This window comes from Achromobacter sp. (genome assembly GCF_032102605.1).
Lineage (GTDB): Bacteria > Pseudomonadota > Gammaproteobacteria > Burkholderiales > Burkholderiaceae_B > Achromobacter.
Genome location: NZ_DAMDGT010000019.1, coordinates 13,005 through 27,980, shown reverse-complemented (window position 1 = coordinate 27,980; position 14,976 = coordinate 13,005). Strand labels below are relative to the sequence as shown.

The 14,976-nt window shown below is 67.1% G+C and carries 14 protein-coding genes; 10 read left to right on the top strand and 4 right to left on the bottom strand.

Features of this window, described 5'->3' with window-relative positions:
- Positions 1-7 precede the first annotated feature (7 nt).
- From RT614_RS26595 to RT614_RS26555, 9 genes are all read left to right on the top strand, one after another.
- Positions 8-1,675 (top strand): AMP-binding protein, encoded by a 1,668-nt coding sequence (locus RT614_RS26595; protein ID WP_313625344.1) that lies wholly within the window; start codon positions 8-10, stop codon positions 1,673-1,675.
- On the top strand, positions 1,672-2,841 hold the full coding sequence (locus RT614_RS26590) for a thiolase family protein (RefSeq protein WP_313625342.1): 1,170 nt from the start codon (positions 1,672-1,674) through the stop codon (positions 2,839-2,841). The genes RT614_RS26595 and RT614_RS26590 overlap by 4 nt, the downstream gene beginning before the upstream one ends.
- On the top strand, positions 2,838-4,085 hold the full coding sequence (locus RT614_RS26585) for an SDR family NAD(P)-dependent oxidoreductase (protein WP_313625341.1): 1,248 nt from the start codon (positions 2,838-2,840) through the stop codon (positions 4,083-4,085). Before RT614_RS26590 ends, RT614_RS26585 begins: the two co-directional genes overlap by 4 nt.
- Positions 4,086-4,132: 47 nt before the next feature.
- Positions 4,133-4,918 carry a cyclase family protein gene (locus tag RT614_RS26580; RefSeq protein WP_313625339.1) on the top strand — a complete coding sequence of 262 codons (786 nt, stop codon included), beginning with the start codon at positions 4,133-4,135 and terminating at the stop codon, positions 4,916-4,918.
- 38 nt (positions 4,919-4,956) lie between these two features.
- Positions 4,957-5,685: an SDR family oxidoreductase gene (locus tag RT614_RS26575; RefSeq protein ID WP_313625337.1), complete on the top strand. Its 729-nt coding sequence runs from the start codon at positions 4,957-4,959 to the stop codon at positions 5,683-5,685.
- Between the two features lie 165 nt (positions 5,686-5,850).
- Positions 5,851-7,002, top strand: coding sequence for an ABC transporter substrate-binding protein (locus RT614_RS26570; RefSeq protein ID WP_313625335.1), 1,152 nt, complete (start codon positions 5,851-5,853; stop codon positions 7,000-7,002).
- A 171-nt stretch (positions 7,003-7,173) separates the two neighbouring features.
- Complete coding sequence (locus RT614_RS26565; protein ID WP_313625333.1) at positions 7,174-8,214, top strand: branched-chain amino acid ABC transporter permease; 1,041 nt, start codon at positions 7,174-7,176, stop codon at positions 8,212-8,214.
- Positions 8,211-10,004 (top strand): branched-chain amino acid ABC transporter ATP-binding protein/permease, encoded by a 1,794-nt coding sequence (locus tag RT614_RS26560; RefSeq protein ID WP_313625332.1) that lies wholly within the window; start codon positions 8,211-8,213, stop codon positions 10,002-10,004. Before RT614_RS26565 ends, RT614_RS26560 begins: the two co-directional genes overlap by 4 nt.
- Complete coding sequence (locus RT614_RS26555) at positions 10,005-10,751, top strand: ABC transporter ATP-binding protein (protein ID WP_313625331.1); 747 nt, start codon at positions 10,005-10,007, stop codon at positions 10,749-10,751.
- Between the two features lie 38 nt (positions 10,752-10,789).
- Here RT614_RS26555 and RT614_RS26550 read toward each other — a convergent pair whose 3' ends face one another.
- Positions 10,790-11,725: a glycosyltransferase family A protein gene (locus RT614_RS26550; protein ID WP_313625329.1), complete on the bottom strand. Its 936-nt coding sequence runs from the start codon at positions 11,723-11,725 to the stop codon at positions 10,790-10,792.
- Between the two features lie 224 nt (positions 11,726-11,949).
- On the opposite strand from RT614_RS26550, the gene RT614_RS26545 reads away from it, so the two are divergent.
- On the top strand, positions 11,950-12,909 hold the full coding sequence (locus RT614_RS26545; protein WP_313625327.1) for a LysR family transcriptional regulator: 960 nt from the start codon (positions 11,950-11,952) through the stop codon (positions 12,907-12,909).
- Positions 12,910-13,012: 103 nt separating this feature from the next.
- Here the strand turns inward: RT614_RS26545 and RT614_RS26540 are convergent, their stop codons facing one another.
- The 3 genes from RT614_RS26540 to RT614_RS26530 all read right to left on the bottom strand — a co-directional run bounded on the left by RT614_RS26540 (position 13,013) and on the right by RT614_RS26530 (position 14,975).
- The gene (locus RT614_RS26540) at positions 13,013-13,141 is read right to left on the bottom strand and encodes a hypothetical protein (RefSeq protein ID WP_019936597.1); all 129 of its coding nucleotides are present in this window, start codon (positions 13,139-13,141) and stop codon (positions 13,013-13,015) included.
- A 258-nt stretch (positions 13,142-13,399) separates the two neighbouring features.
- Entirely contained in the window at positions 13,400-14,332 is a 933-nt protein-coding gene (locus RT614_RS26535) for a sugar kinase (protein ID WP_313625322.1), read from the bottom strand.
- Entirely contained in the window at positions 14,325-14,975 is a 651-nt protein-coding gene (locus RT614_RS26530) for a bifunctional 4-hydroxy-2-oxoglutarate aldolase/2-dehydro-3-deoxy-phosphogluconate aldolase (RefSeq protein ID WP_313625320.1), read from the bottom strand. Before RT614_RS26530 ends, RT614_RS26535 begins: the two co-directional genes overlap by 8 nt.
- Position 14,976: the final 1 nt, after the last annotated feature.

Genomic DNA, 14,976 nt, shown 5'->3' with positions numbered 1-14,976 from the left:
GCGGACCGTGAATACCACCGTCCACCAGGCCTTTGCCGACACCGCGTCCCGTCATGGCAGCCAGCCTTTTCTGTGCATTCTTCCGGAGACGGCCGCCGCCTATGGCGTCGAGGCCGGCGAGCTGGCCTATTCCAAGGCGGCCGACGCCATCGAGACCCTGCGCGCCGCCTATGCCGAAGCGGGCTATGGCCATGGCCATCGTGCCGGCCTGCTGCTTGAGAACCGCCCAGCCTTCTTCCTGCACTGGTTCGCGCTGAATGCGCTGGGCGTGTCGGTAGTCCCCATCAACCCGGACCTGCGCGCCGCCGAACTGGAATACCTGACGGGCCACTCCGAAATCGCGCTGGCGGTGGCGCTGCCGGAACGCCATGCCGACCTGCTGGCGGCCGCGCAACGCGCCGGCCGGACGCTGCGCGTGATGGGGCCGGACGATGCGCCCCCCGCCGCGCCGTTTCCCGCGCCGTTGCAGGACACCGCCCCGTCTGAATTGACCGAGTGCGCGCTGCTCTACACGTCGGGCACCACCGGCCGCCCGAAGGGCTGCATCCTGCCCAACCGCTACTTCCTGCACGCGGGCGGCTGGTACGCGCGCATCGGGGGGCTTGCCGCGCTGCGGCCGGGCCAGGAACGCATGCTGACCCCGTTGCCCCTGGTGCACATGAACGCCATGGCGTATTCCGCCATGGCGATGGTGCTGACCGGCGGATGCCTGATCCCGCTGGACCGCTTTCATCCCCGCTCCTGGTGGGACAGCGTGCGGGAATCCCGCGCCACCGTGCTGCACTACCTGGGCGTCATGCCGGCCATTTTGATGAAGGCCGAGCCGTCCGACCGTGATCCGCAGCCCGCCATCCGCTTCGGCTTTGGCGCGGGCGTGGACCGCAAGCTGCATGCGCCCTTCGAGGAACGCTTCGGCTTTCCGCTGCTGGAGGCCTGGGCCATGACCGAAACCGGCGCGGGCGCCGTCGTCATCGCCAACCAGGAGCCGCGTCACGTCGGCACCAGCAGCTTCGGCCGCGAGGAAGACGACGTGGAAGTGCGCATCGTGACCGACGCCGGCGCGCCGGCCACCATCGGCGAACCCGGCGAACTGCTGGTCCGCCACGCCGGCGACGACCCGCGCTACGGTTTCTTTGCCGGCTACCTGAAGGACGATGCCGCCACCAACGAGGCCTGGGAAGGCGGTTGGTTCCACACCGGCGACATCGTGCGTCGGGAAGCGGACGGCGCGCTGCGCTTTGTCGATCGCAAGAAGAACGTGATCCGCCGCAGCGGCGAGAACATCTCGGCCGTGGAAGTGGAAAGCGTGCTGATGCAGCATCCGCTGGTGAAGGCCGTGGCGGTCGCCGCCGTGCCCGACCCCGTGCGAGGCGACGAGGTGCTGGCCTGCGTCGTGCCCGAAACCCTGCCCGCCGACGCGGCCGCAATGGCCGAGGCCGCGCGCAGCATCGTGGCATGGAGCCTGGACCAGCTGGCCTATTACAAGGCGCCCGGGTACGTGGCGTTCGTGGAGAGCCTGCCGCTCACCACCACCAACAAGATCCAGCGCGGCGAGATGAAGGCGCTGGCGCCGACCCTGCCGGGCACGCCGCGCTGCGTGGACACGTGTCACATGAAGAAAAAAACTGGAGGGGGCAGCCCCCACGCTGCGCCCAACGAGGGGCCTGCCCGATGACCCGCCTGGGCTACGACGGCGTGGTGGCGGCCCTGCCCGTCACGATTCCGTATGAACGCTATTCCACCCATGCCGCGCATTGGTGGCTGGGCCGCGCGCTGGGCTCGCTGATCCGGCAGTCCGGCTTGGCGAAGACCGACGTCGACGGCTTGTGCGTGTCCAGTTTCACGCTGGCGCCCGATACGGCCGTCGGCCTGGTCCAGCACCTGGGCATGAGCCCGCGGTGGCTGGACCACATCCCCATGGGCGGCGCCAGCGGCGTGGCCGCGCTGCGCCGCGCGGCGCGGGCCGTGCAGGCGGGAGACGCCCAGGTCGTCGCCTGCCTGGCGGGCGACACCAATCACGTGGACTCGTTCCGCAACACGGTCAGCCAGTTCTCGCGTTTTGCGCAGGACGCCGTGTACCCGTACGGCGCGGGCGGGCCGAACGCCAGCTTCGCGCTGCTGACCGCCCATTACATGCGGACGACGGGCGCCACGCGCGAGGACTTCGGCAAGCTGTGCGTGGCGCAACGCGACAACGCGCTGCGCTATCCGCACGCCCTGATGAAAAAGCCGCTGACGCTGGCGCAATACCTGGACGCGCGCGTCATCACGGACCCGATCCACCTGTTCGACTGCGTCATGCCCTGCGCGGGCGCCGACGCCTTCCTGGTGATGAGCGAAGACCGGGCGCGCGCGCTGAAGCTGCCTTATGCCCGCATCCTGTCCACCGTCGAACGCCACAACGCCTGGACCGAAGACCCCATCCAGACCCGCGGCGGCTGGACCATGGACATCGACGAACTGTACGGCCAGGCCGGCGCCGGCCCGGCGGACATGAATTTCCTGCAAGCCTACGACGATTACCCCGTCATCAACCTGATGCAGATGGAAGACCTGGGCTTCTGCGCGAAAGGCGCGGCGCCGGCGTTCATCCGGGCAAACACCTTTACCGTGGACGGCAGTTTCCCGTTCAACACCAACGGCGGCCAGTTGTCGGTGGGCCAGGCCGGCGCGGCCGGCGGCTATCTCGGCATGGTCGAGGCGCTGCGCCAGTTGACGGGCACGGCGGGCGGCACTCAGGTCGCCAGCGCCCGCCTCGGGCTGGTCAGCGGGTTCGGCATGATCAACTACGACCGCGGGCTGTGCACCGCCGCGGCCATCCTGGCAAGGAGCGACGCATGACCGAGCCGCTGGCCGAGCCGCCCCGCAAGAATCCGGTCGCGCGCACCCGGCAGCCCACGTTGCCGCCCGGCTCGCGCAGCCGTGCGGCGCTGGGACTCACCGCCGCCGCAGCCGAAGGACGCTTCGACCTGCAGACCTGCGCCGACTGCGGCGCGGTGCAGTATCCCCCGCGCGAGGTCTGCGGCCATTGCCTGTCCGAACGCCTGCCCTGGCGCCCCGCCAATCCCGAAGGCGTGCTGCTCGTCAGCACCACCCTGCACCACAGCAATGACCTCTACTTCCGCGAACGCCTGCCCTGGCGCGTGGGCACCGTGCGAATGGACGCCGGTCCCTCCGTCGTGGCGCACGTGCACCAGGACTGCGTCGATGGCGCCCGCGTGCGCCTGGCGCTCAAGCTGGACCGCAGCGGACAGGCCGTGATGATTGCGCTGCCCGAAAGGAATACGCCGAACATGGAAGACGACAAAACCCTGCGCGAGACCTCGTGCGATCCCAAATTCCGCCGCGTACTGGTCACCGACGGCAAATCGGCCGTGGGACAGGCCGTGGCGCTCGCCTTGCTGGACGCGGGCAGCCCGCTGGTGTTCCTGGGCGACCCGCAGGCCTGGAAGCGCGACGAGGCTTTCGACGCCCTGGCCGCCGATCCGCGCGTTCAGGCGGTGTCCCTGGACGTGACCGACACCGACTCCGTCGAGCGCGTGGCCGCTTCCATCGGCGGCAAGGTCGAGATCCTGGTGAATACCGCTGACCTGGAGCGCGAAGGCGGCCTCCTGAACCGCAAGGACGTGAACACGGCGCGCGACGCCATGGACGTCAACGTGCTGGGCCTGATGCGGCTGGCGCAATGCTTCGGCCCCGCGCTGTGCGGACGCGCCGCGGACGGCGTGAACAGCGCCGCGGCCTGGGTCAACGTGCTGTCCATCTATGCCCACGTGAACCTGCCGTCCCGCGGCATGTGGTCGGCGTCCAAGGCCGCGGCGCTGTCGCTGGCGCAGTGCCTGCGCGCCGAGATGCGCGGCGCGGGCGTGCGGGTGGTGAACGTGTTCCCCGGCCCCGTGGACCATGAATGGGAACAGCGCACGCCGCCCCCGCGCGTAGCGCCCGCGGCGATCGCGACAGCCATCGTGCGAGCACTGAAGGACGGCATCGAGGACGTGTATGTGGGCGACGTGGCGCAGGAATTTCGCGCGCGCCTGGCCGAAAATCCCAAGGGACTGGAAAGAGAGCTGGGCGCGGGAGGCTGAGCCGCCCGCCCCGCGCGACGCCCCGACGCATCACTGGAGATAACACCGTGACTCAAAACATCCTTGCCCAATTCATGACCGAACTGGTCTCCGGACGCATCCGCCTGGTGGACCTGACCGAGACCCTGACGCCGGAATTCCCGACCATCGTCCTGCCGCCGGAATTCGGCCAGGCCTGGCCGTTCCGCATCGAAGAGATTTCGCGCTACGACGAGCGCGGTCCGGCCTGGTACTGGAACAACTTCTCGTGTTCCGAACACACCGGCACGCACTTCGACGCGCCGGCGCACTGGGTGACGGGCAAGGACCAGCCCGACAACACCGTGGACACCATTCCCATCGATGCGTTCATCGCCAGCGCCTGCGTGATCGACTGTTCCGCCGAGGCCGCGGGCAACCCGGACTTCCTGCTGACCATCGACTTCGTCAAGAAGTGGGAAGAGCAGCACGGGCGTATCCCCGCGCGGTCGTGGGTCTTGATGCGCACCGACTGGTCCAAGCGCGCCAAGCCCGCCGAATACCTGAACATGCAGGCCGACGGCGCGCATTCGCCGGGCCCCGACGCCGATGTGGTGCCCTGGCTGATCAAAGAGCGCGACGTGCACGGCTTTGGCACCGAATCGGTGGGCACGGACGCCGGCCAGGCCCAGCACCTGGATCCGCCCTATCCCTGCCACTACTACATGCACGGCAACAACCGCTACGGCCTGCAGTGCCTGACCAACCTGGACCAGCTGCCGGCGACGGGCGCGGTGATCTTTTCCGCGCCGCTGAAGATCCGCAGCGGCTCCGGCAGCCCGCTGCGCGTGCTGGCGCTTGCGCCCACGGCCTGATTACGTCCGGACCACACCAAAAAAACCAAGGGGGAATCATGACGCACGACAATGTGGCCATCGTGACCGGCGGCAGCGCCGGCATCGGCGCCGAAATCTGCCGCAGCATGCTGGACGCCGGCTACGAGGTGATCTCGATGGCGCGCCGCGCCGCCGACCTGTCGCATCCGCGCCTGCACAACATTCAGGTGGACCTGCTGGACGCTGCCGCGACCGCACAGGCCGGCGCAGAAGTCGCCGCGAAATTCCCGGTCAGCCACGTTATCCACAACGCCGGCGTGATCTGGCCCAACCTGCTGCCGCAGGTCACGCAGGAAGAACTGCACGGCCTGACGCAGATCCATCTGGGCGCCGCGATCAGCCTGGTGCAGGCCGCCCTGCCGGGCATGCAGGAGCGCCGGTTCGGCCGCATCGTCATGATGTCATCGCGCGGCGCGCTGGGCCTGCCCACGCGCACCGCCTATTCCGCCACCAAGGCCGGCATGGTGGGCATGGCCCGCACCTGGTCGCTGGAACTGGCTCCCTATGGCATCACCGTCAACGTCGTGGCGCCAGGCCCCATCCAGACGGACATGTTCTATGACGTGATCGAGGCGGGCAGCGAACGCGAAAGGCAATTGGCCGAGGGCATCCCGGTCAAGCGCCTGGGCCGTTCGGACGACGTGGCGCGCGCCGTCATGTTCTTCGCGGACCCTGCCAACAGCTTCGTCACAGGCCAGACGCTTTTCGTCTGCGGCGGCGCCAGCGTCAGTTCAATCACCATCTGAGCGCGTTCCGCTTCGGGTTTTGACGGATAGGTAAGCACCGTGACCCGGGTCTACAGTGCACATCCTTGCCGATTAGAAATTTTAAGCAACAAGTAATCCCGCAGTTCCCGTTTTCTCCGCTTTTCAGCCGCACTCCCACTCTGCTCCCTATCCGGAGGTTTTGCCATGCTGTCGAAGAAACTCCCCCTGGCCGCTGCCGCCGCCGTCGCCGCCCTGTTCGCCCTGCCCGCCCTGGCGCAAGTCAAGGTCGGCGTGGTCACCTCGTCCACCGGCCCCACCGCGCTGGTCGGCATCCCCCAGAAGAACACGGTGCCGCTCCTGCCCAAGAAGATCGGCGACCTGACGGTGGAATACATCTCGCTGGATGACGCCAGCGATTCGACGAACTCGGTCACGGCTTTCAAGAAGCTGATCACGGAGCAGAACGTGGACGCGCTGATCGGACCGTCGGGTTCGCCCAACGCGATGGGCGTGATCCAGTTCGCCGCCGAGGCCGGCGTGCCGATGCTGGCGCCGGTGGGCACCGCCGCGGTGGTGCTGCCGATGAACGACCAGAAGAAGTGGGTCTTCAAGACCACGCAGAACGACGACATCATCGCGCGCGCGCTGATCGACCACATGGCGAAGGCCGGCATCAAGACGGTGGGCTTCATCGGCCTGAACGATCCCTATGGCGAGAACTGGTACAAGGTGTTCTCGGGCCTTGCCACGGAAAAGGGCATCAAGATCGCCGCCAACGAACGCTACCTGCGTTTCGACAGCTCGGTCACGGGGCAGGCGCTGAAGATCCTGGCCGCCAAGCCGGACGCCGTGCTGGTGGCCGCGCCCGGCGCCGCCAGCGTGCTGCCGCAAACCACGCTGTTCGACCAGGGCTACAAGGGCAAGTTCTACCAGACCCACGGCGCCGCGCTGCCGGACTTCCTGAAGCTGGGCGGCAAGAAGGTCGAAGGCACCGTGCTCGCCGCCAGCCTGATGCTGGTGCTGCCGGAAATGCCCGACAGCAACCCGTCCAAGAAGGTCGCGACCGACTACATCGCCGCGTACGAAAAACTCAACGGTTCCAAGCCCGCCACGTTCGGCGCCAACGTCTACGACGCCGGCCTGCTGCTGGAAAAGGCCGTCCCGTTGGCGGAAAAGGCCGGCAAGCCGGGCACCAAGGAGTTCCGCAACGCCTTGCGCGACGCGCTGGAACAGACCAAGGAGCTGGTGGGCACGCAGGGCGTCTACAACATGAGCGCCTCCGACCACAGCGGCTTTGACGACCGCGGCCGAGAGCTCATCACCGTCAAGGACGGCAACTGGACCCTGGTCAAGTAAAGGGAGCACCCCACGCTCACATGCGCTGTGGACGTCGCCAGGAAGCAGGCTCTGCGCGTCCCATCGGGATGCCGCGGATCCGGGCTCCGCCGGTCCGCAGGCATGCCCCCTTGGGGAAGCGCGCAGCGCTTCGGGGGGGCATCCGCTTGTCTGTCTTACCCGGAATTTCGCATGAATGCCCAGATTGCCTTGATACTCGGGCAGGACGGCATCACCAACGGCGCCATCTACGCGCTCTTGGCGTTGTCCATCCTGCTGGTCTTTACCGTCACCCGCGTGCTGTTCATCCCGCAGGGCGAATTCGTCGCCTTCGGCGCGCTGACGATGGCGGCCCTGCAGGCCGGCAAGCCCGTCCTGCTGGTATGGCTGCTGTTCGCCTTCGCACTGGCCGAAGTGGCGGCCGACCTGATGGCGCGCCGCAAGCGTCCGGGCCGCAACCGCGGAATCTGGCGCATGGCGGCCAAGGTGATCTATCCGCTGGTGCTGGCCGCGCTGTTCTACCGCCTGCCGCTGGCCCAGCTTCCGATGGCGGTGCAGGCGCTGCTGACGCTGCTGCTTGTCGTGCCGATGGGTCCGCAGCTGTACCGCCTGTTCTACCAGCCCATCGCGTCGGCCTCGACGCTGGTGCTGCTGATCGTCTCCATCGCCGTCCACCTGGCGCTGGTTGGGCTGGGCCTGCTGGCCTTCGGCGCGGAAGGCGCCCGCACGGCGCCCTTCAACGACGCCGCGCTTGCTCTGGGCCCCATCAACGTCAACAGCCAGGCGTTGTGGGTGGTGGCGGTATCGGCGCTGCTGATCGTCGTGCTCTACCAGTTCTTCGAGCGCTCCATGTATGGAAAGGCGCTGCGAGCCGCGGCCTTCAACCGGCTGGGCGCGCGCCTGATGGGCATTTCGCCGGTCTTCGCGGGCAAGGCCACCTTCTTTCTGGCCGCGCTGATCGGCACGGTGTCGGGCATCCTGATCGCGCCGATCACCACCATGTATTTCGATTCTGGATTCATGGTCAGCCTGAAAGGCTTCGTGGGCGCCATCATCGGCGGCCTGGTGAGCTACCCGCTGGCCGCGGCCGGCGCGGTGCTGGTCGGCCTGATCGAGGCCTTCTCCTCCTTCTGGGCCAGCGCCTACAAAGAAATCATCGTGTTCACGCTGATCATCCCCGTGCTGCTCTGGCGTTCACTCAAAAGCCATCACGTCGAGGAAGAAGACGAATGACGCCGCGCCACATCCTCCTCGCCTTCCTGGCCCTGCTGGCGCTCGGCCCGCTGGTGCTGCCGCCGTTCTACGTAACGCTGCTGAACTACATCGGCCTGTACGCCCTGGTGGCGCTGGGCCTGGTGCTGCTGACCGGGGTTGGCGGACTCACGAGCTTCGGACAGGCCGCCTTCGTGGGCGTGGGCGCCTACACCACGGCGCTGCTCACCACTCGCGCCGACACCCTGCCCTCGTGGCTGGCGTGGCTGGGCGCGTCGCCCTGGCTGACGCTGCTGGCGGGCCTGGCGCTGACGCTGGCGCTGGCCTACCTGCTGGGCGCGATCACGCTGAAACTGTCGGGACACTTCCTGCCGCTGGGAACCATCGCCTGGGGCCTGTCGCTGTACTTCGTCTTCGGCTCCGTCGAAGGCCTGGGCGGCCACACCGGCATCCCGGACATTCCCGCCATCAATCTGTTTGGCTGGGCGCTCAACCAGGGCGGCAGCATCTACTACCTGATCTGGGCTTTCCTGCTGGTGGCCATCTGGTCGACCCAGAACCTGCTGGACTCGCGTGAAGGCCGCGCGATCCGCGCGCTCAAGGGTGGCCGCGTCATGGCCGAATCCATGGGCGTGGACACGGCGCGGTCGCGCATGGTGATCTTCGTCATCGCCGCCCTGCAGGCTTGCGCCTCGGGCTGGCTGTACGCGCACATGCAGCGTTTCGTGAACCCGAATCCCTTCGGGCTGCAGATGGGCATCGAGTACCTGTTCATGACCGTCATCGGCGGCGCCGGGCAGGTCTGGGGCGCGCTGGTCGGCGCCGGCGTCTTCACGGTGCTCAAGCAGTGGCTGCAGGACCTGCTGCCCAAGGTGCTGGGACAGACCGGCAACTTCGAGGTCATCGTGTTCGGCTTTGGCATGGTGCTGCTGCTGCACCGCGCACGCAGCGGCCTGTGGCCGGTGTTGACCCGCTGGGTTCCCGTGAAGAAGCCGGTCCGCAAGCTGGACATGTCGGCCGAGCCGCTGCCCCGCCGGACCATGCCGCCGCGCGGCGAGGTCGTGCTGAAGGCCGTGGACGTCACGCGCAAGTTCGGCGGACTGGTCGCGAACAACGCCATGAACCTGGAAATCCGCGCTGGCGAAGTGCTGGCGCTGATCGGCCCCAATGGCGCCGGCAAGAGCACGATGTTCAACCAGATATCCGGCGTGGACACGCCGACTTCCGGCCAGGTCACCCTGCTGGGCCAGCCCGTGGCCGGCGCCGGCGCGCGCCGGATCGCGCGCCTGGGCTTGTCCCGGACCTTCCAGCACGTGCGCCTGCTGGGCCGAATGAGCGTGCTGGAAAACGTGGCGATCGGCGCGCACCTGCGCGGACACCGTGGCGTGCTGCCGGCCGCCTGGCGACTGGACCGTCCTGAAGAGGCGCGCCTGTTGGCCGAAGCCGCGCGCCAGGTCGAGCGCGTGGGCCTGGGCAAGCACCTGCACGACGAGGCCGGCTCCCTGGCCCTGGGACAGCAGCGCATCCTGGAGATCGCGCGCGCGTTGGCATCGGATCCCTGCATCCTGCTGCTGGACGAGCCCGCGGCAGGACTGCGCTACCAGGAAAAGCGCGAACTGGCCGACCTGCTGAAAAAGCTGCGCGCCGAAGGCATGGCCATCCTGCTCGTCGAACACGACATGGACTTCGTGATGGGTCTGGTGGACCGCGTCGTGGTCATGGACTTCGGCGAAAAGATCGCCGAAGGCCTGCCGGGCGAAATCCAGCAGAACCCCGCAGTGCTTGAGGCCTATCTGGGCGGAGTGGAATAGATGAGCGCGAAATTGCTGGAAGTGCGCGACCTGCGCGTGGCGTACGACAAGGTGGAAGCGGTCTCGGGCGTCAGCCTGGCCGTGGGCGAAGGCCAGATCGTGACCGTGATCGGTCCTAACGGCGCGGGCAAGACCACGCTGCTGTCCGCGATCATGGGCGTGCTGCCGTCACAAGGAAAGATCCTTTTCGGCGGCAAGGAACAGGACCACGCGGAGATCGAGGAAATGGTGGCCGCCGGCATGAATCTCGTGCCCGAAAAGCGCGAGCTCTTCGCCGAGATGACCGTCGAGGACAACCTGATGCTGGGCGCCTTCGACCGCTATCGCCGCGGCGTGCGCGATCAGGACCAGACGCTGGCCGAGGTCTACGAGCTGTTCCCCCGCCTGCAGGAGCGGCGCGCCCAGCTTGCGGGCACCCTGTCGGGCGGCGAACGCCAGATGCTGGCCGTGGGCCGCGCCTTGATGGCCAAGCCGCGCCTGCTGATGCTGGACGAACCCAGCCTGGGCCTGGCGCCGCGCATCGTGCGCGAGGTGTTCCGCATCGTCGCCCGGTTGCGAGAAATGGGCGTGTCCATACTGCTGATCGAACAGAATGCGCGAGCAGCGCTGCAGGTGGCGGACTACGCCTACGTGCTGGAAACCGGCGCCGTTACTCTCGAGGGACCGGCCGCTGAAGTGGCGCAGGATCCGCGCGTGGTGGAGGTCTACCTGGGGTTGGGGCACGGCGCGGCCGCGCCAGCCGGTTGATCGCGGCGCCAGCCACCTGGCGCCGGTGGGTGAGGCGGCTACGCGACGCCGCGTCGCCGGTCGCGGCGATAAAGCGCATAGCCCAGCGGCCACATCATCCCGACCAGGAAGGTGGCCACGGGATTGGTCAGCCGATAGGCCTGCAACGCATTCGGCACGCCCGAGTGCTTCAGGTGCAGGCGAAAGCGCGTGTAGCGCGCCGCGGCCATGAGGAACTCCCGCGGACGATAGCGGAAGAATTCCAGGTGATGCTGCAGCATGTCCCAGGCCAGCAGATAAAGCCCCTGGGCATTGTTGGAGACGGACACCGAGCCCTGGGTCAAGCCGCCCGGCGTATCGTGATAGGTGCGCACGACGCGGTTGATGAAGCGGCTGAGGTAGCCGGCGCGCGCAATCGCCCACCAGACCAGGCTTTCGGGCACGAACCCCGCGACGTTCTCGGGAAAAGGATATTTCCTGAGCAGGTCGGTGCGCATACAGCCGAATTTCTCGCCCTTGATGCGATACCGGAAATAGACATCGACGGACGTGCTGTCGAAGACGTCCTGCGGAAAGCGGTCGCCGACGATGGCGCCGTCCGGGCGCGCGCACAGGCCGGTCACCGCCACATAGGAATCGCGTCGAGCTGGCGGAATGGCGTCCCAGGCCTCTTTGAACGTGGCCAGGGCGTTGGGCGGCATCTCGTCATCGCTGTCCAGCCCGACGATCATCTTGCCGCGCGCCTCGCGCACGCCGCGATTGAAGGCTGTCTTTTTGTGTTGGTTGTTCTGCCAGACGTAGCGGATCGGAAAATCGGCCCGCGCCTGCCAGCCCAGGATGGACTCGTGCGTGTTGTCGGTGGATCCGTCGTCCACGACTACCCATTCGAAGTCCCGGAAAGTTTGCTGGCACAGCGATTCGTAAACCCGGTGCAACGTGCCGGCCCGGTTGTAGGTTGGCGTCAGAACTGTGAAGAAAATCGGTGTATCGGTCATGCCTGCTGTGCCCCTTGCGATCTTCAAAGAAACCGCTGCGGTCTTGGTTCTTATGTGTTTCGCCTGAAGTGTAGGGGATATGCCTGTGCCAACCGATGCCACGGCATTTGAATTTGCAATCAAATCTGACAATCCGTGCGCTTTTTTTTGAAGCGGCTGGCTCGGCCGGGCGTTGGGCGCGCGTCGTAGTGGCGTAAACTCGGGCGGCCCAATTCGGAACACCTATGGAAGCTTCGTCCGTCCAGCTCAATGACATCGCCTTGTTCGTCGAGGTTGCCAAGCGCAAGAGCTTCAGCCAGGCGGCTCGCGCGCTGGACATGCCGACGTCCACGCTGTCGCGCCGGATCAACGAACTCGAACGCGCGATCGGCCTGCGGCTCATCAACCGCAATACGCGCCGGCTGGACCTCACCGAGGCGGGCGCAGCCTACATGCGGCGCTGCCAGGGCCTGATCGACGAGGCGCGCCTTGCGCACGAGCAGTTGCTGTCGCTGTCGGGCGGACCGTCCGGCAACCTGCGGGTATCCATGCCGTACAGCCTGGCGATGTGGCTGCTGCCTGAAACCATCAACGATTTCACCGACCGCTACCCCGACGTCGAATGCGAGTTCGACCTGAGCATGCTGACCGCGTCGGATGCGCAGGGCACGCCGTTCGACATCGTGCTGCGCTTTGGCCGCGAAGGCGATTATCCAGGCGCGGCGTCGGACAACGGCAACGGTGCGCCGCTGCCCGCCATCGAGGGCGCGGTGGTGCATGAACTGGTGTCGCTGGAAAACCACCTGTACGCGTCCGACCGCTACCTGGAACGCCACGGCGAACCCCAGACCCCTGCGGATCTGTCGCAGCACCAATGCCTGCGCACGACCATCGACGAAGCGCATTCGTACTGGACGCTGCACAACGGCGCGATCACGCAGCGCATCCCCGTCAAGGGCCATCTGGCCGCGAACAACATGAGCATCGCGGGCACGCTGGCGGGACTGGACCTTGCCATCACGCGCATGCCGCATTGCCTGGCGCTGGAGCCGATCATCCAGCGCAATTCGCTGCGGCGCGTGTTGCCGGGCTGGTCGGTGGACCCGATCTCGATCTACGTGGTGTTCCCGTCCAGCATCCAGCCCGCCAAGACGCGGGCCTTCATGGATTTCATTCGTCCAAAGCTCGGCCCGCCGCAGCCCTGACGCATCGCGAGGACGAAAAAAAACCGCAGGGCATGCCTTGCGGTTTTTTTCTAAAGGTCAGGCCAGGTTCATCCGTGTGGATTCACCGGGCCGAACACGTCGATTAGACGCGCTTGACCTTTTCCAGCATCTTGAAAACACCCTTGGGCGACTTGACGAACAAGCGCTTGAAGGCCTTGCCCAGGCAACGGCGTTCCAGGGTGTTACGACGCACGCGTTTGCGTTCAGCCATGTTGATTCTCCTGTTGAATTTGCGGAAAGTGGCCCGCACAACCGGAAAAAGGGCTGGCGGAAAAATTCGGATAACTTGGCATTTTAGCCTGAAATTTGAAGACCACGCCAATGAGCGGGATTTGGCGGCGCCCTACCCGGTTCCGCGCGCATTTCCCACAAACAAGGGACAAATCAAATCGCGGGGGGGGGCCAGCCGGGCTCCACCGTCCCCCAGGGGCGGCCTGGAGCGCCCAAGCCGGCCAGGTCGAGCAGGCGTTCAGCCCGCCGTGTCTTTCAGGCGTTCCCAGACCTGTTCCGCGCGCGGCAGGGGATCGACCGCGCCGTACCCCAGCGTGGACAAGGCCGCCGCTGCGTTGGCGTAGCGCACGGCGTCTTCCCAGCAGTCACCCTGGCAGCGGCGCGCCAACAGGCTGCCGGCAAAGCAGTCGCCCGCGCCCGTGGCGTCGATGGCCTTTACGCGCAAGGCCGGCATGGGCTTGCGGCTGCGACCGTCATCGATGATCGAGCCGTCTTTGCCCAGCTTCAACACCACCACGCCCGGCGCGCCGCCTTCCCGGATCCAGTCGAGCGTGCGCTCGGGATCGTCGTTGCCGGTGAGATGTTGCATGTCGTCCATGCTGGGCAGGAAGAGATCGGCCGAACGCATCGCTTCACGCAGGATGGCGCGCGCGCGATCCACGGGCCACAGGCGCAGCCGCAGGTTCGAGTCCAGACTGACCTGCGCGCCGGCCGCATGGGCGCGTTCCATCGCGGCGAAGACGGTGTCGCAGGCGCTGGTGCTGATGGCCATGCTGATGCCCGACACATGCAGGAAGCGGGCGCGTTCGATCAGGCCGCCGTCCAGGAATGCGGGCGTCATCCGGCTAGCCGCGGATCCGCGGCGCAGATAGCTGAAGGCGTGGCCGTCCGGGCCGTGCTGCACGAAGTACAGGCCGGTATGGGCGTCGGCATCCGTCTGGACGCCGGACGTATCCACGCCCTCGGCCTTCCAGAGATCCAGGAACAGGCGGCCGAAGGCGTCGTCGCCCACGCGGGTCAGGTAGGCGCAGCGCGCGCCCTGCCGCGCCGCGGCGATGGCCGCGTTGGACGTGTCGCCGCCAAAACCTTGCAGGTATTTAAGCTGGTCTTTGCTGGTCTGGTTCAATTCGATCAGGGGCTCGCCCAGCGCGACGATGTCGAAGTCAGCCATGGGCGGCCTCGCGGGTACGGGTAATCTGCTCCACCAGCGCGGCGGTGTCGCGCGCGGCAAAGGCGGCCTTGTCGTAAAGGTTGCTGCCGATGCCGACCAGGCCTGCGCCGGCCGCGAAGTACGTGCCCATGTTTTCCTGGGTGACGCCACCCGTGGGGCAGAAGATCGTGTCGGGATAGACGGACTTCAGTGCGGCCAGGTGCTTGGGCCCACCGGTGTCCGCCGGGAACACCTTCACGACGTCCACGCCCGCGCGACGGGCGGCCAGCACCTCGGACGGCGTGAACGCGCCCAGCATGCACAGCGCGTCCGCGGCATGCGCCATGTCGACGATTTCGGGGACCAAGGCGGGCGACACCAGGAAGTCGGCGCCCGCCACCAGCGCGTCGCGCGCCTGGGCCTCGTCCAGCACGGTGCCCACACCCAGCAAAAGGCCCGCGCCATGTTTGTCGCGCAGCGCGCGCACCAGGTCGGTGACGTTGGGGACGGTCCAGGTGAGCTCCAGCGTCGTGCAGCCGGCCGAAACCGCGACTTCGGCCGCGTAGGCGGCGGTTGCGGCGTCGGTATAGCGCAGCACGGGCACGACCCGGGCGGCGAGCAGGGCGGCAAGCTTGGAGGCGATGGGAGCAGCGGATGCGGTCATG

What these genes read in the sequence shown, in the direction of transcription:
- RT614_RS26590 (WP_313625342.1), top strand. Translation starts at nt 1,672, where the DNA reads ATGACCCGCCTGGGCTACGACGGCGTGGTGGCGGCCCTGCCCGTCACG.
- RT614_RS26585 (WP_313625341.1), top strand. Translation starts at nt 2,838, where the DNA reads ATGACCGAGCCGCTGGCCGAGCCGCCCCGCAAGAATCCGGTCGCGCGC.
- RT614_RS26575 (WP_313625337.1), top strand. Translation starts at nt 4,957, where the DNA reads ATGACGCACGACAATGTGGCCATCGTGACCGGCGGCAGCGCCGGCATC.
- RT614_RS26570 (WP_313625335.1), top strand. Translation starts at nt 5,851, where the DNA reads ATGCTGTCGAAGAAACTCCCCCTGGCCGCTGCCGCCGCCGTCGCCGCC.
- RT614_RS26565 (WP_313625333.1), top strand. Translation starts at nt 7,174, where the DNA reads ATGAATGCCCAGATTGCCTTGATACTCGGGCAGGACGGCATCACCAAC.
- RT614_RS26560 (WP_313625332.1), top strand. Translation starts at nt 8,211, where the DNA reads ATGACGCCGCGCCACATCCTCCTCGCCTTCCTGGCCCTGCTGGCGCTC.
- RT614_RS26555 (WP_313625331.1), top strand. Translation starts at nt 10,005, where the DNA reads ATGAGCGCGAAATTGCTGGAAGTGCGCGACCTGCGCGTGGCGTACGAC.
- RT614_RS26550 (WP_313625329.1), bottom strand. Translation starts at nt 11,725, where the DNA reads ATGACCGATACACCGATTTTCTTCACAGTTCTGACGCCAACCTACAAC.
- RT614_RS26545 (WP_313625327.1), top strand. Translation starts at nt 11,950, where the DNA reads ATGGAAGCTTCGTCCGTCCAGCTCAATGACATCGCCTTGTTCGTCGAG.
- RT614_RS26540 (WP_019936597.1), bottom strand. Translation starts at nt 13,141, where the DNA reads ATGGCTGAACGCAAACGCGTGCGTCGTAACACCCTGGAACGCCGTTGC.
- RT614_RS26535 (WP_313625322.1), bottom strand. Translation starts at nt 14,332, where the DNA reads ATGGCTGACTTCGACATCGTCGCGCTGGGCGAGCCCCTGATCGAATTG.
- RT614_RS26530 (WP_313625320.1), bottom strand. Translation starts at nt 14,975, where the DNA reads ATGACCGCATCCGCTGCTCCCATCGCCTCCAAGCTTGCCGCCCTGCTC.